This is a genomic window from Streptomyces sp. NBC_01465 (assembly GCF_036227325.1).
Lineage (GTDB): Bacteria > Actinomycetota > Actinomycetes > Streptomycetales > Streptomycetaceae > Streptomyces.
Map to the genome: position 1 here is coordinate 1 of NZ_CP109467.1, position 21,785 is coordinate 21,785.

At 68.4% G+C, this 21,785-nt stretch carries 22 protein-coding genes and 1 pseudogene; 11 read left to right on the top strand and 12 right to left on the bottom strand.

What is annotated here, in order from left to right:
• Nucleotides 1-805 precede the first annotated feature (805 nt).
• Nucleotides 806-3,328: a DEAD/DEAH box helicase gene (locus OG707_RS00005; RefSeq protein ID WP_329112861.1), complete on the top strand. Its 2,523-nt coding sequence runs from the start codon at nucleotides 806-808 to the stop codon at nucleotides 3,326-3,328.
• A gap of 298 nt (nucleotides 3,329-3,626) precedes the next feature.
• On the opposite strand, the gene OG707_RS00010 is transcribed toward OG707_RS00005, so the two are convergent.
• Nucleotides 3,627-3,887, bottom strand: a complete 261-nt coding sequence (locus tag OG707_RS00010) for a hypothetical protein (protein ID WP_329112863.1) — start codon at nucleotides 3,885-3,887, stop codon at nucleotides 3,627-3,629.
• 146 nt (nucleotides 3,888-4,033) lie between these two features.
• On the opposite strand from OG707_RS00010, the gene OG707_RS00015 reads away from it, so the two are divergent.
• On the top strand, nucleotides 4,034-5,881 hold the full coding sequence (locus OG707_RS00015; protein ID WP_329112865.1) for a hypothetical protein: 1,848 nt from the start codon (nucleotides 4,034-4,036) through the stop codon (nucleotides 5,879-5,881).
• A 258-nt stretch (nucleotides 5,882-6,139) separates the two neighbouring features.
• Here OG707_RS00015 and OG707_RS00020 read toward each other — a convergent pair whose 3' ends face one another.
• The 3 genes from OG707_RS00020 to OG707_RS00030 form a co-directional block, all read right to left on the bottom strand.
• Nucleotides 6,140-6,379, bottom strand: a complete 240-nt coding sequence (locus OG707_RS00020) for a hypothetical protein (RefSeq protein WP_329112867.1) — start codon at nucleotides 6,377-6,379, stop codon at nucleotides 6,140-6,142.
• 55 nt (nucleotides 6,380-6,434) lie between these two features.
• A complete protein-coding gene (locus OG707_RS00025) occupies nucleotides 6,435-6,659 on the bottom strand; it encodes a DUF6207 family protein (RefSeq protein WP_329112869.1) in 225 nt (74 codons plus the stop codon).
• A 124-nt stretch (nucleotides 6,660-6,783) separates the two neighbouring features.
• On the bottom strand, nucleotides 6,784-7,197 hold the full coding sequence (locus OG707_RS00030; RefSeq protein ID WP_329112871.1) for a hypothetical protein: 414 nt from the start codon (nucleotides 7,195-7,197) through the stop codon (nucleotides 6,784-6,786).
• 258 nt (nucleotides 7,198-7,455) lie between these two features.
• On the opposite strand from OG707_RS00030, the gene OG707_RS00035 reads away from it, so the two are divergent.
• Entirely contained in the window at nucleotides 7,456-8,433 is a 978-nt protein-coding gene (locus OG707_RS00035; RefSeq protein ID WP_329112873.1) for a tyrosine-type recombinase/integrase, read from the top strand.
• A gap of 104 nt (nucleotides 8,434-8,537) precedes the next feature.
• Here OG707_RS00035 and OG707_RS00040 read toward each other — a convergent pair whose 3' ends face one another.
• Entirely contained in the window at nucleotides 8,538-10,442 is a 1,905-nt protein-coding gene (locus tag OG707_RS00040; RefSeq protein ID WP_329112875.1) for a hypothetical protein, read from the bottom strand.
• A 179-nt stretch (nucleotides 10,443-10,621) separates the two neighbouring features.
• Here OG707_RS00040 and OG707_RS00045 point away from each other — a divergent pair, with 179 nt between their 5' ends.
• The gene (locus OG707_RS00045; RefSeq protein ID WP_329112877.1) at nucleotides 10,622-10,750 is read left to right on the top strand and encodes a hypothetical protein; all 129 of its coding nucleotides are present in this window, start codon (nucleotides 10,622-10,624) and stop codon (nucleotides 10,748-10,750) included.
• A 101-nt stretch (nucleotides 10,751-10,851) separates the two neighbouring features.
• On the opposite strand, the gene OG707_RS00050 is transcribed toward OG707_RS00045, so the two are convergent.
• Together OG707_RS00050 and OG707_RS00055 are read right to left on the bottom strand one after the other, a co-directional pair.
• Nucleotides 10,852-11,040, bottom strand: coding sequence for a hypothetical protein (locus OG707_RS00050; protein WP_329112879.1), 189 nt, complete (start codon nucleotides 11,038-11,040; stop codon nucleotides 10,852-10,854).
• 193 nt (nucleotides 11,041-11,233) lie between these two features.
• Nucleotides 11,234-11,491 (bottom strand): hypothetical protein, encoded by a 258-nt coding sequence (locus tag OG707_RS00055; RefSeq protein WP_329112881.1) that lies wholly within the window; start codon nucleotides 11,489-11,491, stop codon nucleotides 11,234-11,236.
• Nucleotides 11,492-11,987: 496 nt separating this feature from the next.
• Here OG707_RS00055 and OG707_RS00060 point away from each other — a divergent pair, with 496 nt between their 5' ends.
• The 4 genes and pseudogenes from OG707_RS00060 to OG707_RS00075 form a co-directional block, all read left to right on the top strand.
• Nucleotides 11,988-12,668: a hypothetical protein gene (locus OG707_RS00060; RefSeq protein ID WP_329112883.1), complete on the top strand. Its 681-nt coding sequence runs from the start codon at nucleotides 11,988-11,990 to the stop codon at nucleotides 12,666-12,668.
• Nucleotides 12,665-13,204: a hypothetical protein gene (locus tag OG707_RS00065; RefSeq protein WP_329112885.1), complete on the top strand. Its 540-nt coding sequence runs from the start codon at nucleotides 12,665-12,667 to the stop codon at nucleotides 13,202-13,204. Before OG707_RS00060 ends, OG707_RS00065 begins: the two co-directional genes overlap by 4 nt.
• Nucleotides 13,205-13,517: 313 nt before the next feature.
• Entirely contained in the window at nucleotides 13,518-13,961 is a 444-nt protein-coding gene (locus OG707_RS00070) for a hypothetical protein (RefSeq protein WP_329112887.1), read from the top strand.
• A 65-nt stretch (nucleotides 13,962-14,026) separates the two neighbouring features.
• A pseudogene (locus OG707_RS00075) lies at nucleotides 14,027-14,281 on the top strand (IS5/IS1182 family transposase); the annotation flags it as partial.
• A gap of 7 nt (nucleotides 14,282-14,288) precedes the next feature.
• Here OG707_RS00075 and OG707_RS00080 read toward each other — a convergent pair.
• The 3 genes from OG707_RS00080 to tap all read right to left on the bottom strand — a co-directional run bounded on the left by OG707_RS00080 (nucleotide 14,289) and on the right by tap (nucleotide 17,432).
• A complete protein-coding gene (locus OG707_RS00080; RefSeq protein WP_329112889.1) occupies nucleotides 14,289-14,504 on the bottom strand; it encodes an e9imm peptide in 216 nt (71 codons plus the stop codon).
• A 117-nt stretch (nucleotides 14,505-14,621) separates the two neighbouring features.
• Nucleotides 14,622-15,179 carry a telomere-protecting terminal protein Tpg gene (tpg, locus tag OG707_RS00085; RefSeq protein WP_329112891.1) on the bottom strand — a complete coding sequence of 186 codons (558 nt, stop codon included), beginning with the start codon at nucleotides 15,177-15,179 and terminating at the stop codon, nucleotides 14,622-14,624.
• A 9-nt stretch (nucleotides 15,180-15,188) separates the two neighbouring features.
• The gene (tap, locus tag OG707_RS00090; protein WP_329112893.1) at nucleotides 15,189-17,432 is read right to left on the bottom strand and encodes a telomere-associated protein Tap; all 2,244 of its coding nucleotides are present in this window, start codon (nucleotides 17,430-17,432) and stop codon (nucleotides 15,189-15,191) included.
• A 215-nt stretch (nucleotides 17,433-17,647) separates the two neighbouring features.
• Here tap and OG707_RS00095 point away from each other — a divergent pair, with 215 nt between their 5' ends.
• A complete protein-coding gene (locus OG707_RS00095) occupies nucleotides 17,648-17,914 on the top strand; it encodes a hypothetical protein (protein WP_329112895.1) in 267 nt (88 codons plus the stop codon).
• 114 nt (nucleotides 17,915-18,028) lie between these two features.
• Here the strand turns inward: OG707_RS00095 and OG707_RS00100 are convergent, their stop codons facing one another.
• Both OG707_RS00100 and OG707_RS00105 read right to left on the bottom strand, forming a co-directional pair.
• On the bottom strand, nucleotides 18,029-18,211 hold the full coding sequence (locus tag OG707_RS00100; RefSeq protein WP_329112897.1) for a hypothetical protein: 183 nt from the start codon (nucleotides 18,209-18,211) through the stop codon (nucleotides 18,029-18,031).
• A gap of 604 nt (nucleotides 18,212-18,815) precedes the next feature.
• Nucleotides 18,816-19,529, bottom strand: coding sequence for a hypothetical protein (locus tag OG707_RS00105; protein ID WP_329112899.1), 714 nt, complete (start codon nucleotides 19,527-19,529; stop codon nucleotides 18,816-18,818).
• An 872-nt stretch (nucleotides 19,530-20,401) separates the two neighbouring features.
• Here OG707_RS00105 and OG707_RS00110 point away from each other — a divergent pair.
• Together OG707_RS00110 and OG707_RS00115 are read left to right on the top strand one after the other, a co-directional pair.
• Complete coding sequence (locus OG707_RS00110; protein WP_329112901.1) at nucleotides 20,402-20,629, top strand: hypothetical protein; 228 nt, start codon at nucleotides 20,402-20,404, stop codon at nucleotides 20,627-20,629.
• A 2-nt stretch (nucleotides 20,630-20,631) separates the two neighbouring features.
• Nucleotides 20,632-21,558, top strand: a complete 927-nt coding sequence (locus OG707_RS00115; protein WP_329112903.1) for a helix-turn-helix domain-containing protein — start codon at nucleotides 20,632-20,634, stop codon at nucleotides 21,556-21,558.
• The last annotated feature ends 227 nt before the right edge of the window (nucleotides 21,559-21,785 follow it).

The following is a 21,785-nucleotide window of genomic DNA, read 5'->3' on the forward strand; positions in this document are numbered from 1 at the left end:
GCCATGGCGCTGCGCGCCATGCAAGCGAGCCAGGTCGCTGCGCTCCCTGGCCGTCCCCGCTTCGCGGGGGATGGCCGGTTCGCTTCGCTCACCGTCAACTGCGGGGAATCGGGCCCGCGTTGCGGGCCCGGGCCGGCCTTCGGCCGGCCTGTGGCTTCCGCTGCGCTGCAGCCACTTCGGGCGGGCTGCGCTTCGCGCAGTCCGCCTGCGGGCCTGTCGGCCCGAGCAGCAGCGAGGCTACTCCCAGGAGCCGCCGTGGATGTTGAGGGCGGCTCTGCAGCTGAAATCGGTGTCGATCGGCACTTCCCACCGGTCAGCGGACTCTTGTAGGGCTCTTCTTACTTCTTCGTGGGGGCGGCCCCAATGGGTGCGGGAGACTTCCTCCCACACGGTCCGGATCTTCATTGCCTGCTCGACTAGGCTTAGAAGATCTGCTTCCGGTGAAGATTTCTCCATCTCGCTCTCCCTTCAAACAGCTGTTCTGGTCTCTCGGGTGTCCTCTCAGCGGGGCGTGCCGATCGGTGGTTGCGAGCCGGAGTGTAGTGGCGTCCGGGATGCGGCAGAAGTGGTTCTGTTCAGGTTCCTCAAGGCGTGTGTTTCATTTTATTGATCGGATAGACTCTGGAATCGGAGCGCACCTCTCCAGGATGCTCGGGAGAAGGTGTAGATCCGCCGAATGGGCTTTGTCGGTGCTCGGCGAGGCCGCGCAGCGAGTGTCAGTCCAACCGGGGCTCTTATTGTCCGTCTACGTGACGGCTTCCTACGCTCCGATCGACCGTATGGCATCCAGGAGAAGGCAGGCGCAATGTCGACCACGCACCGCGCCGATCAGCGGGGGGCCGCCCAGCGGGAAGCCATTGACGCGGTCCTGCGTGCGCTCGAGTTGCCTGCCGGCTCGCTGGTGCCCGAACGAGGGCTTCGCACGCAGGTGATCATGGCGACCGGGTCCGGGAAGACCCGGGTGGCGGTCCGCAGCGCGGAGGAGCTCCATGCGGGCCGTGTGTTGGTGCTCGTGCCTTCGCTGGACCTGCTCGCCCAGACCGAGACCGCGTGGCGTGAGGGAGGCCGGCGGGGGCCGGTGATCGGGGTGTCCTCGCTCCGTGGTGAGGAGGCGTCCTTCCCCCACACCACGGACGTGGACGAGGTGGTGGAGTGGACGAGGGGTCTGGAGAAGGTGACCGTGTACGCCACGTACGCCAGCCTCGGACTCGGCACGCTGGAGCGGGCGCACGCCGCGGGCCTGGCGGCCTGGGACCTGATCGTCGTGGACGAAGCCCACCGCGTTTCGGGCCGGATCGGGAAGCCGTGGGCGGTCGTCCACGACAATCAGAAGATTCCCTCCCTGCGCCGTCTCTACATGACCGCCACGCCCCGGTTGTGGCAGCTCGGGGACGAGGACGAGACCGGCGCGCCGGGCGAGCTGGTCGCGAGCATGGACGATAATCCGGACGGGCCGTTCGGTGGCCGGTGCTTCACGCTGACGCTCTCGGAGGCCATCGACCGGGGTATCTGTGCCCCCTACCAGGTCGTATGCGTGGACGTCACTGACACCGCGCTCCAGGCTGTGCAGCTCCTGGGCGCGGAGGGCCGGTCGGTAGAGGTGCGCGGGGCGCGGCTCGCCGCTCTGCAGACCGCCCTGGTGAAGGCGTCGGCACAGGAAGGGTTCTGCCGCACGCTGGTCTTCCACCACCTGGTGAAGGAGGCCGAAGCGTTCGCGGCCGGCCTCCCCCAAATCGCCGCGCAGCTGCACGCATCCGACCCCGAGCTGTACCCGGCCACGATCTGGGCCAACTGGCTGTGCGGGGATCACAAGCCGCTCCACCGCCGCCGGCTTCTTGGAGAGTTCGCCGCCGGGATCGCTACGGACGGCACCGTGGTGGAGAAGTGCTTCCTGTGCTCGGTGAAGGTGCTGGGCGAGGGTGTCGACACCAAGCACTGTGACTCCGTGTATTGGGCGGATGTGCGCGGGTCTATGCCCGACCTGGTCCAGGCGGTGGGGCGGGCGCTGCGGATGCAGCCGGGCGAGGGCAAGGTGGCTTCGCTCGTGGTGCCGGTGCTGCTCGGACCGGGCGAGAGCGCGGACAGCATGCTCACCAGCCGGGCGTTCGGCGGGCTGGCCAAGCTGCTGGAGGCGCTGCGGGCGCACGATGCCCGGATCGTGGAGACCCTCGCGGAGCAGCAGGCACCAAGTGCCTACAAGCCTGCGGTGCAGGACGAGAGAGGGATGAGCAGGGCGGGGAGCGGCGAAGGGTCTGACGGCGTGAGTGCCCCCGCGAAGGCCCTGCTGAAGTTTTCCACGCCCCGCGATCCCGCTGCCCTGGCTGCGTTCATCAACCTGCGCGTCCTCAATCCGGAACACGAGCACTGGCGGCGCGGCGTGGAAGCGGCCGTCATCTACGCCCGCGAGCGCGGCGACCTGAAGGTGCCGTTCACGTTCCGCGTGCCCGCCGTCGACGACCAGGAGGCGAAGGGCGAGGGGTGGCCGGCCTCGCTCGCGGGGTTCCCGCTGGGGCAGTGGACCGCTGATGCGCGCCGGTCCTACGCCCGCGGGGACATGGACCAGGACCGCGTTGCCCAGCTGGAGAAGCTCGGCATGATCTGGTCCCACTTCGACGTCGCGTGGCAGGAGGGACTTGCCGCCGCGCGCGGGTGGGCCGCCGAGAACGGGCACCTCCTGGCGCCGCTGGGCGCCACCTTCCAGGGCGCAGCGGTGGGCATCTGGCTGAAGAACGCGCGGGCCGCCGCCCGCAAAGCGCAGGACAACGAGCGACGGCGCGCGCAGGGGCTGCCGGTTCAGTCGTCGGCCGGGGCGCTGTCAGAGACGCGGCGCGAGCAGCTGGAGGACATCGACGCATCCTGGTGCCCGTCATGGCCCGTGGCGTGGCAACGGTGCTTCCACCTGGTGCGGCTGCACCTGAACGCGGGCCAGGCGCTGCCCATCGCAGCGGGCGAGGTCCTGCGTCAGGGCGAGGACCTGGGGCGGTGGGTGACGTCGGTGCGGGACAAGTGGGACCAACTCACCAGCGTGCAGCAGTGGATGTGCGAACACGTCCTCGGGATCGAGCCTGCGCCCGAGGAGGAGAAGCCGAAGCGGCCCCGTACGCAGGCCGACAAGTGGACCGCCCACCTTGGTGCGGCCCGGCAGTTCTTCGAGCGCGAGGGCCACCTCAAGGTCCCCCGCAAGCATGTCGAGACCGTGCTCTCCGAGGACGGCCGAGAGGACCAGTACCGCCTCGGGGCGTGGGTCAGCAACCAGCGGAGCCGGGCCGCCGCGCTGACCTCGGAGCGGATGGGGCAGCTGTCCGAGGTCGGGATGCGGTGGTCCTGATGATGGACGTCGTCGTCACCGCGGCCGCCACACTCGCGGCCAGTTAACTGCTCGGGGGCTGCGTCCCTGGCGGCGTACGGGCGACTGGGCGACCGACCAGGTCCGCTTCACCGGAGCGTGGGGCCGAGGCGGCACCGTGCGGCAGGCTCTCGTCGTCCTGGTCCACGTCGTCACCGCGCCGCGCACCAGCTGGCGCATCGGCACACCGGCACACCGGCATCGTCTGGCCCGAAGGCCCGCATCAGCGATGCTGACGCGGGCCTTCGGCGTGGCGCAGGCATGCTCAACGCCGTCGGGGTCAGTCGTCGTCGGGGGCGGTCGGCGAAGGCGGTGCGGTCCGGTTCAGGAGGCGTTCACGGTGGCTGCGCCGGTCTCTCCACCACTCCAGGCGGTCGCGAGAATTCTGGGGAAGTGCGGCCTGCAGGATCAAGGTGAGGGCACCGGGCAGCGAGGCGGCCAGGAGGATCCACCAGGGCGCGCCAGATGCGGAGAGCGCGACGGGCGGTGCGGACGAGGCGAGGCCGGCCCCGAGCAGGGACGTGGTGTTGGGGGCGGGCATGTGGGCCTCCTGACGCTGATTGGAGGGCCCAACGTGACAGTTGCTGCGATAGTCCATTCGAGGTCTTCGGCGTCGTCGCAGGTCGCTGCCGATTAACCACGGACAACCGGCGTATTGGCGCCGGACAAAGCGAACGGGGGCAGGCCATGGCACGGCCGTTAGGACCGCCGAAGGGCCGTACGGCCGCGGCGAACACGTTCGCCATGTGGCTGCGCACGATCATCGGCGACAAGACGGGAGCCGACCTCGAGGAGCGGTTCCACTACAAGAGCTCCGCCTGGTCCGACTACCGCCAGGGCAGGACCCTCATCTCCGAGGAGTTGCTGCGCACGCTCGTCGAGACGTACGTCAGCGGACCGGGTGAACAGGCGGAGGAGTTAGCCACCGGCAAGCGGCTGCTGGATGCGGCGCGGGAGGCCGCACAGCTCCTGGACGCCCCGCCCGGACAGCGCTCCGCGCCGCCGGCGGGCCGCAGCGAGGGCCGGGTCGACCTCGTCGATGCCCTGGTACGCCTCGACAACGCCCGGCAGTTGCAGATCGACGCGATCCAGAAACTCGCCGATTCCGAGCGCACCCGCGACCACTTCGAGCGCATCGCGGCCGCCCTGCAGGAGAGGTGCGACCTCCTGGAGGCCGAACTCAAAACGGTCCGCATCCAAGCCCGCGAGGAAGCCCGCACCGAGCTGCGCAGAGAACTCGACCTGTCGGTCGAATACCGGCGCCAGGCCGACGAGAAGCTCGCGCAGGCCCGACGGACCGAAGAGCACGCCCGCACCCTGCAGGCCACCGCCACCCAGAACGTGACCCGGGAGCGCATCGTGCTGCGCGAGGCCGAACAAGACGAGGCATCCGAGACCGAAGAGGAGCTGCCCGCCCCGGTGGTGTCCATCGCCGAGGAGCTGGGACTGCTGCCCCTGGACCTGATACCCGATCTAATGCGGGTCGGCCAGGAACGGCTCGACGACCAGGACCAGGAACTGGCTGCACTCGACGAGAAGATCGGTCTCAGCACGACAGAGGGCGATGACGGACACGAGAGCGAGGAGAGCGGCGGCACGGTCCTCCAAGGCGAGGTGGCCCGTGACTCCTCATCCGCGAGCGCACCAGCCACAAAAGAACAGGGGGACGTCCACGCCGACGCAGCGGACCAGCCGGATCCGGGAGTTGTCCGCGGAGAACAACCGGAGAACCCGGAGAACTCTGTGACCAGCAACGATCCTGCATCAGGTTCTCCGGACAACGACGATGGGACGACCGGAGAACCGGCCGACCTGCGACAGGACGAAATCCTTCTCGGCCTCCTCGCGGACGCCATCACATGGACCTTGTTCGGCGAGGCCCTGCGCCACCTGCACACCCGGGCAGGGACCGAAGCTCCCTCTCTCACCATCCTGGCCGCGGTCGTACGCGGCGATGGCAACGAGGGAGGCACCACAACCATGCTTGAGCAGCGAGTCGAGAGCTGGCTCAAGGGGGAGCCGATGTACTCGCACCACTTGAGCCGGTTGGTACGGAGCATGGGGGCGAGCAATCTGGAGGCCGAGGCGTTCCTCCTGGCCCGCGAGCGCATTGTCGCCGCCGAGAATGAACAGACGCAGCACCCTCAACCGGCGAACATCTCCGGACTCAGGAGAAAGACGGCCTGGACCATCGCTCTCGTGACGTCCCTGCTGATGGGCGGGCCCACGGCCGCCTGGACGGCCGGTGTGCAGGCGCACCCCGGAATCTCCGTCTGGCAACTGATCCTTTACGCGATCGGCACCTTGGTCGCCTTCTGCCTGGTGGGATTCCTTGGCGTCGGGATGATCATCACTGCGCTGGGGGTGGAAGGCTCAGCGGCCGAGGACGCTCCTGCGACCTTCATCTTGATTGTCGGGCTTCTGGCTGGCCTTGCTGGTCTCGTCGCGCCGTGGGTCATCGGTACGGACGTCCTCGGCCACTGGCTCGCCGACCAGGTCGGGCTGCTCCCCGCACCGTCCGGGAAGCACGGCTGACCCGGGTAGCCGTGAGAGGAGGGCGTGCTCCCCACCCGCGTGCAGCGTCAGCGCCCGCAGTGCGGGCACCGTGTGCTCGCACTGCGCCCTCGGGTGGCGATGGGTTCGCCCATCTCGCGCAGGCGCCCCGGTGGTAGAAGACGGTCGAGGTCGAGAGGCCGACCGCTTCCGCGAGTTCGCGTATGGAGGGCTCCTCGCCGTACTTGGCGACGTACGCACGCGAACTGCGCAGGATCCGGGTCTGACTGTCCGCGATCATCACGAGTTTTCCCCCAGCGCTCCGGTGCGGGCCAGCTCCTTCAGCGCGACCCGGGCCGCGGGCGTGCCCGCCGGACTCTCCCAATAGGGGTGCGAGGCGATCCTGCGGGACAACTGCAGCAGGCGCCGGCGCTGTGCCGCCGAGCCGGTCGACTGTGCCTCGGCGGCGAGCTCGGCGTAGGTGCGATACCAGTGGGTCTGGGCCTCCAGGAGGTCCGCGGGGAACGGGTGCGAGGTCATACATTGATTGCAACACCTGTTCGAATTTGAGGTCAAAGAGACGCGCGGGACCCGACTACTCGGCGCCTTCCTCGGTCTCCGGGGGCAGCGGGGATGCGTCGCCGTACAGGTAGGCCCACACCCCCTCCTCCCCCGGCACTCGGTACGGAGCCGAAGGGCCGGTGAGATTCCGGCCGGAGACCAGGGACCAGGCCACGGCGAGGGTCGTCTCCTCGTCGGCCGACTGCACGGTGATGCGGGCGAGGCCGGGCTGGGACAGATACGCGGGGCGGGGGCTCATACCCGGGCGGACGCAAGGATCCCGTGCCACGGTTCGGGAAACGGTGCGGAGTTCACCCTCTGGTGTAGCGCTGCTGGTCAGGGTTAGTCGGAACCCACGTAGGAAGGGTGCGGTTCCTGGTCCATCAAGTGATCACGAGCAGCATGATCCACATTACCGAGGCCAGGATCGGCAGCCCGTAGACCATGAAGGGCCACGTTCTAAGCCCCGGCTCTCGGCACGCCGCTTCAGTCTCGGCAACGTCAGGAAACCTGTCGATGACGCGCTGCTGGATCGCAGTGCAGAACTTGAGATGCCGATGCCCAACGAAGAGCCATGTCAGGGTCAATGCGATCCCGAACGCTGCCATGACACGTGCTGGTGTGTTCATCCCGTCTGGTTTTGCGATGGTGCTGTAGGCCACGGCAAGCAGCGACTGAGCGATGAGAAACAAGTTGCCCCGCTGGAAAAGCAGGATCTCTTCATGGAGCACGTGTCCCCATAAGCGGGCGTCAGCTGCTTTCTCTTGCTCTGGGTTCGTGTGGCCGTCCGGTGCCATGCCGCAGACGTACCCACTGCGTGATCGGAGGTATCGCTTCCGCTGCGCCTGAGGCACCGCACGACTGGGTCCGCTGAGTAAACGACTCGATTGAATGAGAGCGGTCACCGGTTGATCCTCCCGGCCTCCCCGGTCCCAACCAAGGGTCTCGCATTGCAGATAACTCCCCTGTTATCTGCAGTCCGTGGCTCTCCGACCAGCAGGAACGTCCCCGCCGCACTGCGCGAAGAGGACCTGTTATCTGTGGCAAGGAGATCCGTGGCAACCGTCGTCCCCCTCAAGACCGGCTCCACAGCGGCGACGGTGCGCACCGCCGCCGACCGTTACCTCGACTCCCTCACCGTGGCGAACACCCGCCGGGCCTACACCACGACGCTCGGCAAGGTCGTCCCCGAGCTCGGCGAGGGCCGGCCGCTGACGGCCGTCGCCGACGACGAGGTCGGCCAGGCGCTCGAACAGCTCTGGGGCACCGCGGCCGCCAGCACCTGGAACTCCCGCCGTGGCGCGGTCGGCGGCTGGCTCTCCTGGTGCCACGAGGCGGGCCTGCAGCCGCCGCACATCCCGGCCTGGTGCAAGCGGATGCCCGACCCCGCCTCCGAGACTCCGGTCCGCTCCAAGACCGCCATCGACCGCCTGGTCGCGCGGCGCGATGTCGACCTGCGCGAGAAGACCACCTACCGGATGCTCTACGAGACCTGCGCCCGCGCCGACGAACTGCTCGGCATCAACATCGACGACCTCAACCTCACCGCCCGCCAGGCCCCGGTGAAGGCCAAGGGCGCCAAGGCCGTACGCCGGCGAGGCCAGGCCCGCGAGGACTACGCCACCGAGACGATCTACTGGGACGCCGGCACCGCCCGCCTCCTCCCCCGCCTGATCGGCGCACGCAACCGCGGCCCGCTGCTCGTCACCCACCGCAAGCCCGGCCCCGGCAAACTCCTCACCCCGCGCGACGTCTGCCCCGACACCAGCCTGGCCCGCCTCTCCTACGGCCAACTGCGCGCCCTGCTCGACCGGCACACCTGCGTCGGCGGCGAGGAAGGCACCGGCAGGGACCCCCACGAGTTCCGCCACTCCGGGCTGACTCACCTCGGCGAACAGGGCGTCTCCCTGCTGCTGTTCATGGCGAAGTCCCGCCACAAGTCGGTCAGCGCAGCCCGGAAGTACTTCAAGCCCGGCGCGGCCGCCCTCGCCGAAGTCACCAGCCTGCTCGCCCCCAGCGACAGAAGCCGCTGAACCACACCTCCTTGCCGGCAGGCCTGGCAAGAAGGTGTGGGCCGTCGACAAGTTCCGGCAGAGCTCCTCATTCGCGCCGACCCGCGGCTCTGATCTGTGCCCTTTTACGAGACGTAGCGGGCGAGGAAGCGATGTGATTCCAGGGTGTCGGGGTGGTCGGCGCCCAGGACGCGGGTCAGGTCGGTGATGAGGTCGGTGTACAGCTGGACGGTCTGCTCCCGGCCTCCGGTCTGCCCGACGTAGAAGGCGTGCTGGCGGCGTGCTTGCAGGGTGTAGGGGTGGTCGGGGCCGAGGGCACGGGTCAGTTCAGGGATGAGGTCGGTGTACAGCTGGACGGCCTGCTCCCGGCCTCTGGTCTGCCCGACGTTGAGGGCGTGATGGACGCGTGCTTGCAGGGTGTTGCGGTTGTCGGCGCCGAGGACGCGGGTCAGTTCAGGGATGAGGTCGGTGAACAGCCGCACGGCCAGCTCCCGGCCTCCGGTCTCCCCGATGTTGAAGGCGTGCTGGCGGCGTGCTTCCAGGGTGTTGCGGTTGTCGGCGCCGAGGACGCGGGTCAGGCGGGGGATGAGGTCGGTGTACAGATGGACGGCCTGCTCCCGGCCTCCGGTCTGCCCGACGTAGAAGGCGTGCTGGAGGCGTGCGGTCAGGGTGTTGGGGTGGTCGGCGCCGAGGATGCGGGTCAGGTCGGTGATGAGTCCGGTGAACAGCCGCACGGCCTGCTCCCGGCCTCTGATCTGCCCGACGTAGAAGGCGTGCACGCGGCGTGCGGTCAGGGTGTCGGGGTGGTCGGCGCCGAGGATGCGGGTCAGTTCAGGGATGAGGTCGGTGTACAGCTGGACGGCCTGCTCCCGGTCTCCGGTCTGCCCGACGTTGAGGGCGTGATGGAGGTGTGCTTGCAGGGTGTTGGGGTGGTCGGGGCCGAGGGCGTAGGTCAGTTCAGGGATGAGGTCGGTGTACAGCTGGACGGCCTGCTCCCGGTCTCCGGTCTCCCCGATGTTGAAGGCGTGCTGGCGGCGTGTATCCAGGGTGCCAATTGGGCTGTCGGCGAGTGCGAAGGTGACCCGCCAGTCCTCGTCTGGGTTGTCTGGTGGCTTGTCCTGGACAACCTCGGCACTGGTCTCGTTGAGTTGGCTGGTCACGCGGGTCAGAGCGTCGTTGTCTTCGTCGTTGACCGCGCTGGCCCGGGCGAGGACGGCGTCGATGTCGTCGCCGTCTGGATCTGCTGATCTGGGCTGCTGGAACGACTCCTCGTACAGGGTGGGCAGCGTGTCGAGGGGTGAGGCGGGGTCACCGGCGCGCAGTCGGTCAAGTTCGTCGGTGAGCTGGCGCAGTTGGTCCGTTACGCGCACTGCGAGTTCCTCGGCCTGGCGCTGTTTTTCCTCCGCGCGCTGGAGTTCGGCGTGGGCGCGTTTCTCCTGCTCTTCGGCGCGGGCGAGCTTGCGCTCAGCGTTTTCCAGGGCCTCGCTGCGCGGCTGGGTGCGCAGCTGGTCGCGTTCCTGGGTGAGGTCGGCGACCCGACGGTCCAGTTGGCGGATCATGTTGATCAGGACCATGACGAGCTTGTCGGAGTTGTTCTTTGCCCGCTCGACCTCCGCCTGCTGCTCCAGCGAGCGGGTCAGCCGGTCATAGGTCTCCAGCTGGCGGACCTGCGCGGCGGCGAGCTCCACCGCATACGCCGGACCAGACGCGGCAGGCGTTCCGGGGACGGTGCGAGGGGCGGGGCGCAGCGCCTTCTCCCGCAGGGCCAGTGCTTCTTCCCGGCGGCGCTCACGCAGCTCGGCGCGGACCGTTGACTTGATCAGGGCGGCGATGAACGTCTCGGTGGGGACTTTCCCGGCGAGGTAGACGCCGGTCTGCGCCTTGCTCACGTGGATCTCGGCGCCGAGAGCGGCGAGGGTCTTGCCGCTCGCGTCCACGTGGCCGCGCAGTACGACGGCGAGCTGCCGGGCCGCGGGGTTCTCGGCGCGGATCGGGCCCCACGGCCTGCCACCGCCGGCTTTCGATGTCACGCGAGCCCCCGCCCCGGGGCTGTGTCTTGTCCGGGCTGTCCTGGACAAAAGGCCCCTGGTCCGGAACTTACCTGCGTTGTCCGGCCCCTGACTCCCAGACGACCCAATCGATCCGCACAGTCACCTCCCATCAGCCGCCGGACGCACCGTCCCCGCAGCCCCCAATGGGGAGGCCCGCCATGCACGACACCCTCAACACCGTCATCGAAGCGCTCAACGCCCTGACCGCGCTCGCCCAACTCGCCCTCGAACTCCACCGCGCCCGCAAGACCCAGCGCGACGACAGCGACCAGCACCACGAAGACTGACCGTCACCGGACCCTCTCCCCGAGGCCTCCCCGTCCCCAGCGACTACTGACCTCAAGACGCGACGAAGCCCCGGACCTCTAGGTCCGGGGCTGCACGTGCGTCAGCGCCCAGTGCTGTCCGGGCTGTCGAGTAAGGGCTTCGCATAGGCGACGGCTTCGTCAGGGTGCGTGGCCGTGCGGAGCTTGACCCACGCGGCGTTGTGATCGATGCCCGTCAAACGGGAAAGCCGCCTGGCCTGCCAGGAAGTGATGGGAGAGAAGATCCAGCGACGCTTGGCGAGTTGATTCATGCGGCGATCCATACCCTCACCACACGCCACCGACCGTCAGCCGTCGGACCGGCGTACCCGGTCATCTACCGATAGACCAACCGGTCCATCGATCGATCCTCGTGCAGATCGATACTGCGAAGCAGCGATCCCTACGTAGATCCCTATCGAGCTGTATTGCTACCTCCCTGCCTACTCGATCTCCGCAGGTTGCTCAGCGATCACCGGGATCGGTCGCGGGCGGGGATGCGCGGCTGAGGTGTTCACGGTGGCGGCGCCGATCGCGCCACCACTCAAGGCGGTCCTGGGAGTTCTGCGGGAAGACCGACTGCAGCATCAGAGCCATGGCGCCGGGCAGGGTCGCGACCAGGAGAGCCCACCAAGGTGCTCCGGAGACGGCAAGGGCCGCGGGCGGCACGGAAGACGCTGCGCTGATGCCCAGCAGAGCTGTGGCGCGATGGCGTTGAGGCATGACGACGTCCAAAGAAGAGATCTCTGGACAGGTCAGGAGCTCCATCTTCACCGATGGCGACACATGGCGCGGCAGGTTTGGCCAATTCAGGCGGACGGCATCCCCGTCGCTCGCTGGAAAGCAGCCCCGGCGCGGGGGTCTGCGTCTTCGCTCAGCCATCTCCACCCATGCTGAGTAGTTCAAGCACGGCAGGACGTCCTCGAAGTGACGTCCTCTCGGTGGCATGACTGGTCTGGCTGCCTGGTGCGATACCCCCAGCGCGCCTGCGGCTCTTCCCAGCGGCCTGTGTCGTGTGTACGCAGATGCGGCAGGCGGTTGTTGCGAATAGGCGCGCTGCCGTACTCTGTATACGGAGGCGTCGTTTCGACGGATGGGAGTGGTGGTGGCTGAGTCTGCAGGGTCCCCTACTGTCCGCCCCTGGCCGGTCGTGGAGTGGAGGGATGTCCTCAGTGCCTACACGCCAACGGATCCGCCGACAGAGGCGCGTCTGCGTACGTTGCGTCGCAATGCCATCGTTTCGGAGGGCGTCCAGGGTCTGCTCAAAGCTCACACGGGCCGCTTCAGTGGAAAGCTGTCCCTCTTTTGCGAGCTGAACCTTGACGCGGCTGTGTTGTCACGCCGCGGACTGGCCGATCTCGCAGGGCAGTACCGTGCCGCAGCCAGCGGCCTGGAGGAGGGCCTGCAGCGGCTGCTTGTCGAGCACAGCGTGCAGATAGCCGAACTCATCCGCCCCACCGAACCCCGCAGGCGTGAAGCCTGGCGGGTTCTGGCGCAGTTCAGCGAGGCAGTCGCCGCGGCCCGCGAGCACCTTCAACCGGTCCCTGGCGAGGATGCCGTGCCAGGAATCCTTGAGGCGCGCATGGGGCAGTGGGTGCGCTTCGTCGCTTCCACCGGAACAGGCCGCTACGACGTGCCCTGGCAGATGGTCCGCTCCGCGGACCTCTCGGTCGGTGATCCCGCCGTCCTCTTCCGCGAGCTGCTGCCCAATGGCAACGCGGTCCTGCGTCTGCAGGCCGGCCTCGACATGAGCCAGGCCGAGCAGGCCGATGAGGGCGACGAAGCGCTGCACCCTCTCGAGGCGCGGGCGTTGCGTCGTTCCCAGTCGCCTGCCGCCAGAAAAGCTCTCCTGGCCTCTCTGGAGGAAGAGGAGCCGCTGGTGAGGCGGGTGCTGGGGTGAGCGATGTCCGGTGGCATCCTGCGACCCGAGCGGACCGGCAGGCGCTGCAGCACTTCACCTGTTGTCCCGACACCGACCATCCGCGCAAGGACGCCTGCGAGCAGCCCTGGGCCCACGAGGTCCAGGGCTATCTGCGTCAGCATGCGCTGCCCTGGTGTCTGCGCAACCCTCCGGCGCGTGACCAGCGGCTGCTTCTGCTGGAAGACGGGCCTGCGCTGGTGGGGGCTGCTGTGCACGCGCTGACCGATGAGGACGACCCGCAGGGGGTGCGTGATCGGGCCATCGTCGTCTACGCCGTCGCGCTTGCTTATCAGGGCAAGGAGCTCTCCGACGGGGGGCGAGCTTCCCATGCCGTGTTGGACGCGGTGGTCGAGGACGCCGTCTCCCGCCACGAAGAGGGTGCCTTCATCGTCCTGAATGCCCTGGTGGATCCGTCCAACGTTTCCTCCAGCGCCTGTCTGCGCAGGTACGGGCTACTCCCCCGCGGGCGCGACGAATCCGGAGAGTTCATCCTCCACAGCGGCAGAATCAGCTGAGCCACAACCCCACCCTGCAGCTGGGCGTGGGAGGGCATGAGGACCACGGCCCACCGGGGGCCTCTCCCTGTCCGAGCGTGCGCCTCTGCCTCACTGTGCAGGTGGTCGCGTAGCTGGATCACCCTCACTGCGCTCACCCAGCTGAGCCGAGTGTGACTGAGTCTTTTCGTTGGCCGGTTGAGCGCTTCGCGATACGGCCTTTGCAGATGACAGGGCTCGGGCGTGGCAGGAGCCAGGCTGGGAAAACGAATCGACGGCCCTGCGCTCCACAGGCGAGGATGCGGGACTATCGCTCACCCTGCCCGGAGGGCCCGTGGGATCCAGAGATGCCGACATTGACTTCACTTTCACGTCCCCGACCACCGTGCGGGCCGTTGTGGACACCCTCGCCGGGGCGGGCTGGTCCGCGGTCCTGCAGCCTGGGGGCGTTGCGTACATGCTCAACGATGCGGACGACATGTACGACTGGCACGACAGCGCGCCCGACGGCATCGGCGAGGTAGTAACGCTGCTGGATGCGCCGGAGAACCTGCCCTACGCGGTGGCCCTCAACGTCTACCACCGGGAAGCGGGGACAGGCGGCATGCTCATGTTCCTGCCTGGCCGCACGGACGTCTCCTTCGTGCCCACCATCGACCGTCGCCGCATCCCGGCGGCGCCGGAATTTACCGACCTCGCCTGGTACCTGCATGCCCTTGTCCCGCCCCTCGTCCCGGCAGGGCTCGAAGGGTACAAAGCCACAGAGATCCGGTACTAACAACGCCGGCTCAACTCAGCTCAGCCCCCAGCAACAGGCGCTACACCCATCGTCTTTGCCGCGAGTACCTACAACGTCGCGGCATCCCACACACGATCCCGGAGAAGACCGGCAGCCAAGCCGCCCGTCTGCGCAAAGGCTCACGCGGTGGACGGCCACCCGGCTTCGACGAGGACCGCTACAAGAAGCGCAACACCGTCGAACGGGCCATCAACAAGCTCAAGAACCACCGAGCTGTGGCCACGCGCTACGACAAGCGCGGCGACGTCTTTCTCGGCACCGTCACCGCAGCCGCGCTCGTCATCTGGCTCCGGACCTGAGGCCGTTTCACAGTGCGAACGGCTGGTATGCCAGAGCCCGGTCAACCACCTCCGCAGCGGTTGGCTCCTGCCCGTCCTTGGGCCAGAAGATCAGACCGGATACGTAGCCAGTCGGGCAGGCGAGAGCTCTGTCGAGCCGGTCCAGCACCCGGGCCATCTCGTCCTCGTCGCACTCAACGTCCATGACCTTCTGCACCAGCGTGATCGCCGTCTCGCGAGTCATCGGCAACTGCACCCACCCTTCATGAGCAGCAGCACCCTACTGAGTCACATGATCGGCCGGACAGCTCCCAGGACGCCCAGTCACACCGAGAGACCATCGATGTCACCGTCGCGGCCGTCACAAACCGAGCTCGATGTAGTCGATGTCGGTGAGTTCGACTTGGAGTCCGGCGGCGCGGCGGCCGCGGTCTTTGAAGTAGACCTCTTGGAGTGCTTCGGCGGCGATGTTCTGGAGCTGTTGTTCGGTGGCTCCTTGCTCCTGGGCGGTGAAGAGGCGGGCGGCGTAGGTCGGGGGAAGGTGCTGGGCGATGAGGCGCAGGCGTCCGTCGTCGGTGGTGCCTGGTGCTGCGGTGAATCCGAACCGGGCCCGGGTTTCGATCGTGATGCCGCCTGCTGTTGCGGCCTTCTTCTTGGCCCTGGCTCTCACGCGGGGCTGCCATTTCTTGCGGACCTCCCCCGACAGGCGGGTGGCGAGGTCCTTGCGGGGCCGCTTGAGGGTGCCTTTGAGGTAGCGCTCCACGGTGCGCTGTGAGATGCCCAGGAGCTGCGCTACGGCTTGGGTGGAGCCGGAGTTCTGCTTGACGAGGTAGCGCATCTGCGCGCCGGCGCTTTGGGGGATCGGCCGGGTCGCGGTGCCCGCGATGGCCTTGTCGAGGCTGTCGCCCAGGATGCCCATCTCGGTGTCCTACTCTCCGTCGTCGATCGCGTCGGTGCCCTTGATGTGGGTGGCGGGGTTGTGGCCTTCGTCGAGCATCGTGACGGCCCACATCAGTGGTTGGGTGCCCTGGTGCTTGACCATGCCGGGGCTGACGCCGAGGCGGAATCCGCCCGGGGCGGGCTTGCCGTCGTCGGTGTGCGGGAGGACGTCCAGCGGGGAGGGCCCCTCGGAGAGGTAGACGGCGCAGTCGGACAGGATTGCGATGGGCAGCAGTGCGTCCTCGCCCAGCGTCAGGTGGCCGGCCGGGGGTGCGTCCTGCTGGGTGGCCAGGGCTGTTTTGAGGATCTTGCGGTGCATGCCGGTGCGGGCCTTGGCGATGACTTCGGCCCGGATGTGGGGGCTCCATGCCACGCGCTTGAGGGCCGGCCACGGCTCGCCTGGCGGGATCTTGGTGTCCTTGTTGCGTTCCCTCAGCTTGCCGATGCCGCCCTTGACGGTCGACTTGATCGCGGACAGCACGGCGAGCATCGCGGGGTCGCTGTCCTGGTGCACGGCCATCGCGTCGAGGAACTCCTGCTCCCCCATGCCTGAGACGACGCCGAGGTCGGCCATGGTCGCCTTGTAGGCCTCGGCGAGGCGCTTGTACCAGGGGTCCAGGTAAGGCCCGGACTCGCGGCGCAGGTAGGCCTCGGTCGGGGTAAGGGTGGCGGGCAGCTGGTAGGTGTCGATGAGTTCGCCTGCGTAGGCGAGCGTGGAGGTGGAATACCAGGCAGGTCCCGTCGGGCGCTCACCGCGGAAGGTGAAGGGGTTCGGCAGCCGCGGGTCCATAGTGATCGCGGACAGATCGACCCGCCAGGTCCCGGGAATCGTCTTGTCGAACACCGGACGGGTCACGTGGATGGGCTCGGACAGGCCGACGGTCAACCGGTTGGCGGCGGCGAGGAACGCGGTGTTCACATCGATGCCGACCGCCCATGCCCGGGTGGCCTCCAGGTCGGTGAGCAGTTCCACGTCGCGCACCCAGTCATACGCCTCCTCGTGGAAGACGTCGTCGTCGGTCCGCTCACGGCCCTTCAACGCGGCAACGACCAGCGGGTGCTCGTCGGGTGCTTCGGGCAGAGCGGGCGGCAGAGGGCCGGGCAGGGAGCCGGGCATCGCACCAGAGACCCAGGTGCCGCTCTCCTCGTCCTTGACCGCCCGGGTCGGCGGGCGCAGCGATGTCATCAGTTCCAGGCTCGAGACGGCTGTGGACCCGCGGGGGGTCAGCACCCGTGTCGCGTAGGTGCCCAGGACCCGGGCGACCTCGGGGGCTTGCATCTGGTCGGTGTCGCCCCAGGAGCGGGTGTCCAGTGCGTCCCAGGGCAGGATGGCGAACTGCACGCACTGGCGCTGCTCGCCGCGCCGGAACACCCGCGCCCATGGCCCGAAGCCGCGTTGGGTGAGCTCCCACTTGGCCTGGGTGATCTCCTTGATGACTTTGTGGTTCTCGGGCAGGCGCAGCCCACGCCGGTCCTCCAGGCGCAGTGGCAGTCCCAGGTGCTGGGCGGCGGATGCGGTGAGCACGATCAGTGGGTCGCCGTCCATGCCCGATCGGTGCAGCCGCGGTGAGCCGAGCCTCGCCTCGCGCAGTGTCCACTCGACCAGGGCCGGGATCGTCCTGGCCGGGCATTCCAATACCAACCCGCCGACGCAGTACAGCGAACCGTCGCCATCCAGCACACCGAGCGGACCGTTGGCGAACCGCGGATCAACCGCGTCCAGGGCCGGGGCAGCCTTCGCAGCCACCGCCCTTGTCGGTGGCTGCGCCGTCGACCTGGCTGGCTTCGCTGTCGGCTGGCGGTGGGGCGTCGTCGGCAATCCGGCGACCGCTACAGGTTCCGCCAACTCCCCAGCCACACCTACAGATGCTGCCGTGGGCTGCACCGGGCCACAAGACAGGCCGGTGGTCGGGCCGGGAGGCAGGTCGGTGGACACTTCGGCCGGAGGCGGTGTGGCGGGCGCCGTGGCGGGCGGGGCGGGGAAACGCGCGGCAAGGCCTTCCAAAAGCCGGGCATAGGCAGCCCGCTTCGGCGGCCGCGGATCTGTCCTGCCGCTCTCCCAGTTCCCCACCGCTTCCCGGCGGGCGTTGAGCGCCGCAGCGATCTGGGCCTGGCTCAACCCGGCCGCCTCACGCAGGCGTCTGCGTTCCTCAGGCCCCGGAAGATCGTCCTGCGCAACCTGCTCCAACAGTGCATCGACTGCACCGAACAAGTCGTTCTCACCAGCGGACACCAAGATCACCTCCACCCCCACCCTATACACCAACCGCACATCGCATCGCGCATGAAACGCGCATCAACAACACTGAAAACTCGCGGCGCGCGCGGCAGGTGGCCCGTTTCCAGGCCACTGGAAGTACGCCTTCGGCTCGGAGTTCGCGAGTCAGAGAGAGCTCTTGTCCCACGCCCGGCGGGCGGTGAACGACCCTGGGTACCGGCGCGGTCTGCGTGCTGGTCCTGGCCGCCGTACTGCTGTGCGCCGTCGCCACCGGCGCACTGGCCCACTACGTGGGAGTCGGACCGGCCGGCTGCATGATCGCCGCCTCCGCCGCGGCCGCCGCAGCGAGCGCCCTGACCGTCTTCATCTTCACCCACCAGCGGCCGGCCCCGACCACCACCGCCAACCACACGCCCAAGACCAAGCCCCCGGCGCAGCAAGAGAACAACAAGCCCAAGGGGAAGAAAAACCCCAAGGGCGGCAAGAAGCGCAAGTAGCGCGCACCGCAGAGGCGGAGGGGCCAAGACAGCACACGCTGTCTTGGCCCCTCCGTTTTTTGCCGTCCGTGTTCGCTCCCGAGCGGACGATCTCCTGCCGTGCGCTGCGCTCCTTCACCCGCACCCCCGGCCTCGCGCACCTTCACAGCGCAAGGCCGTCCAGCCGCTCTCGACGACGGCGTCCACAACCGTCTGCGCGTCCAGGGCCAGGGTCCCGCGCACCGGCACGCCCGGCAGCACTCTCATCAAGTCGGGGTCGAAGAAGCGCTTGACGTCGGTCCGCAGAAGACCGGCCACCTCGACCACCACACCACGCCGGGCAGCCCTGCTCCCGTGATCCACCCGGGGGCGCCTGCCTCGAGCCCGACAGCACGATGGACACACGGCAGGCGCTGAGCGAGCAGAACAGCCCACACCTCGGCCCGGACGGCGAAGGCCATCAGCGGCGCAACGAGCCGCGTCCCGACCACCTCCCCCACCCGACCCCAACCACCAACACGACCACCAACACGCGTACGGGCACGACCACCAGCACGGGCACGACCACGCGTACGGACACAGGCATGGGCACGGGAGAGATCGAAAAGACACCTCACGGGGGCGGTACGGACTCGCACCACAGGCTCCCGGCGCGTTCACTGAAGCGAAGCAGCGACGGCCCGCGCGTGCTGAGGCACCTGGTCATCGCACGAAGTGGATCTCAGGCCCCTGCCCCGTTGTTGGTGCCGCTCGACGCCCGCGCCGGCCCGCCGCCACTCCCCCACCGGAGAGATCAGACATCCGGTCATGAATGCCTCATGCCACAAGACGGGGAAGCGCGCCCCGATGCAGCATCACCCTCGCCCCCGTCGATTGACGCAGGAGGACTCCCGGCACCGTGCATGAGGCCCCATGTTCTGCCCTACATGGGATCTTGCATGTTCTTACAGTCGCAGTGCGAGCACGGTTCCTGTTCACAGGGGCGGCCCGGATGGCAGGACCAGTCGTGCCCGCAGGTGCAGAGAATGCCGCCGTGGGCGGCAGAGACCGAGCAGACGTTGCAGGCCGCGGAGTCGGGCTGCGGGCCGGCCGGCTCAGAAAGCTGGCGCGGAAGATCCGCGAGCATCTCGCGGGGCACAGCAGCGCGGCCGCGGTTGAGGAGGATCTCGGTCAGTTCATGCTGCAGCCAGGCCCGGGCAGGGCTGGCCGTTTCGGTGAGCAGCCAGTCACGCAGGCCGGCTGGAACCGTGTCCAGCAACGCCAGGTCACCCGCCTCGACCGTCGCCACAAGACGCCGCAGGCGCGCGGTGAGTTCACGGCCCAACGCCACATCCGAGCCCTCGGCTCTGCGGGCGTTCAGCACGACACCGCTACCAGGAGGCTGAACGAGCAAGTGACCGGGCACCACACCGCCGCCGGCACCGCCCCCTGCTTCCTCGTGCCAGGGACAGGGCCGGTTCAGCACAATCCTGCCGACACACCAGTCAATGAACGCCTGCGGATCCGAACTCTGCCCACTCCGCCCCCAGTCGACGACACAGCCGCACACCTGCTCCAGCGGTGTCCACGCAACCTGCCCCGGCTGCACCGCCTCACCGCTGCGACGCCGCGCCTTGTTCTTCTTCCCTCGCCCCACCACAGCCTCCTCAACCGGAGACCGCCAGCCCCTCGACAACGGGCACCTCTCCGCGCCCTGCCAACGACAAAAGACCGGGACAGAAAGCAACCAGAGCCCACCTTCGTCAATCCGTGTGATTTTCAGTTGGGTGCGGCACCTTCTGAAGTGAGGGGCTGATCAGGGCCGATTGCCAGTGGCGGGTGCCACGATCGCCGCATGGGAGTTGTCTGTGGCTCCTTCGCTGCTACTGACGACGACGATGCGGTCCGGGCCGTGATGCGTGAGGACGAGCCTGTGAGAACGCCCGGGAACACCGCACCGAGGGCGCACGCCGCTCAACACCCTGCTCCCGGCTGGCGGCACCTGTCCGCCGGCCGCGCCCCAAAGCAGCCGGCACAGCGCCGGCCAATACCGAGCAGAGAGCAGGAAGGCGGCCCGGGGAGCAGAGTCCCCGGGCCGCCTTGAGTCCCGGCGTGTACGAACCGCCGATGTTCTCCTGCGAGGCTCTCGCGCCAACGTGGCCACCGCAGTCATCCCGTGTCGAGGTTGGAGCCACAGACCGGAGGGAGTGTCCGTTGCCTCGTTGTGTATCCACATACACAGCGAGGCAATAGCCAGGATCACGGGGTTGGGCGGGGTGCTCAACCGCGTTTGGGATGCTCCTGCGGATTCAGTTATGGATCAAGGTTCTGACGTGCGGGAACCACCTTTCAGCGGCACTTACTGGCTAGTCCCAGGCTGAGCGGCGCGTGCCCGCTATCGCAGCCTGCGGAGGTTCTCCCGACCGGAGTCTGCGCCCGGTACGACAACATCAGGGGGTGCCACTCACACGGGCGACGCCAACCGCCCCCGAGTGCACCCGAGTTGGAGCCACAACCGATGGAGGAACCGTGTCCCACCGTCCCATCCACGCCGAGTGCGTGGAGTCTGGTCCCGCCCCGCTGACCGTCCCCGAGGCGACCGTGGTCGTCATCGTGGTGGTCCTCGCCGCGATCCTTGCTCTGGCAGGCCTGCCGAGCCTGTCAGCCCTCGTTCTGATCGTCGAGGCCGCCACGACCGGCGTGAAGCTGGCCCGCAGGCTGTTCCAGCCCAAGGCGGCCGCGCAGGAGGTGAGCTGACCGTGGGACGACGCGAGAACCCCATCGCCCCGTGCGACAAGGCGCTCCATGCGCTGGCCCAATGGCTGCGGGACCGGCGCGAGGAGGCCGGACTGAACTACACCCAGCCGGCACGCCGTACGGAGCGGGTCCGCTGGATCTCACTGCCGCAGGGCGAGTCGGCCAAGTGCAGTGCCGACACCCTGCTGCGGGCGGCTTCCGGAGCCCGGGGAGTGCCGCGCCGCAAAGCGGTGCTGGCCTACGCCGCCGCATGCGGAGCGAACCTGGCGGAGGCGGACCGGCTGTGGAAGCAGGCCCGCTACCGGCAGGCCCAGGAAGCCGAGCCGCTGAAGGAGAAACCCAAGCACATCACCTACGTGCGGGACTTCGCCGATCTGCATCTGGCCATGGTCGAGCTGTATCGCACATCAGGCTGCCGTTCCTGCCAGGAACTGGAGGACCTCAGCGGCCAAAGGCTCAAGCACTCCACTATCTGGCGGGTGCTCAACGAGCAGACCGGGCGGCCCTCCCGGAGCTTCGTCGTGGAGTTCGCACAGGCCTGCGGTCTGCGCGGGATCGGACTCAGGGACTGGGCGCAGGCCTGGGACCGGGCGGAGGAGCGGCGGACCGGCGACACCAGCCGTAACCGGCGTGGCCCGGTGTTCGTCTCGGGGCGAGGCGCCGGGAACGAGGTCTACCTGGACCGCGGACGCCATCCGGGAGGGCAGGAAGTCTGGAAGCTCCAGACGAAGGCGGTCCCCGAGACGGTACTCGAGCAGAGGATGGAGGAGATCGTTCTTGGGCACCGAGTCCTCTCGCCCGCCGATCTGGCGGCCGCACGCAGCATCATGAACACCCAGCGGACCGCGCGCGCCCTCTCCAGGAAGCGCGCATCCGGGGCAGCCCCCAAATCCCAGGGAGAGCCGCAGCGAAGGGCCCGCGCCGCGTAGCGTGCCGGACTCGCGTACCGGCCGGCCGGGGCAGAGATCAGCGGGTGGCCAGGGCGGCTGCCAAAGATGAGCGGCCGCCAGCAGCTCGGCGCCGGGCTCCGGAAGCCGGGTATCCGCCCCGCAGGGATCAGACCGTCGAGGTCGTCGAGGTCGGTCCGGGGCGCGGGGCGTGGCTTCGGACTCGTCTGGTGAGTCGTCGTTCAGCACTGTGTGTTGCCGGTGACGGA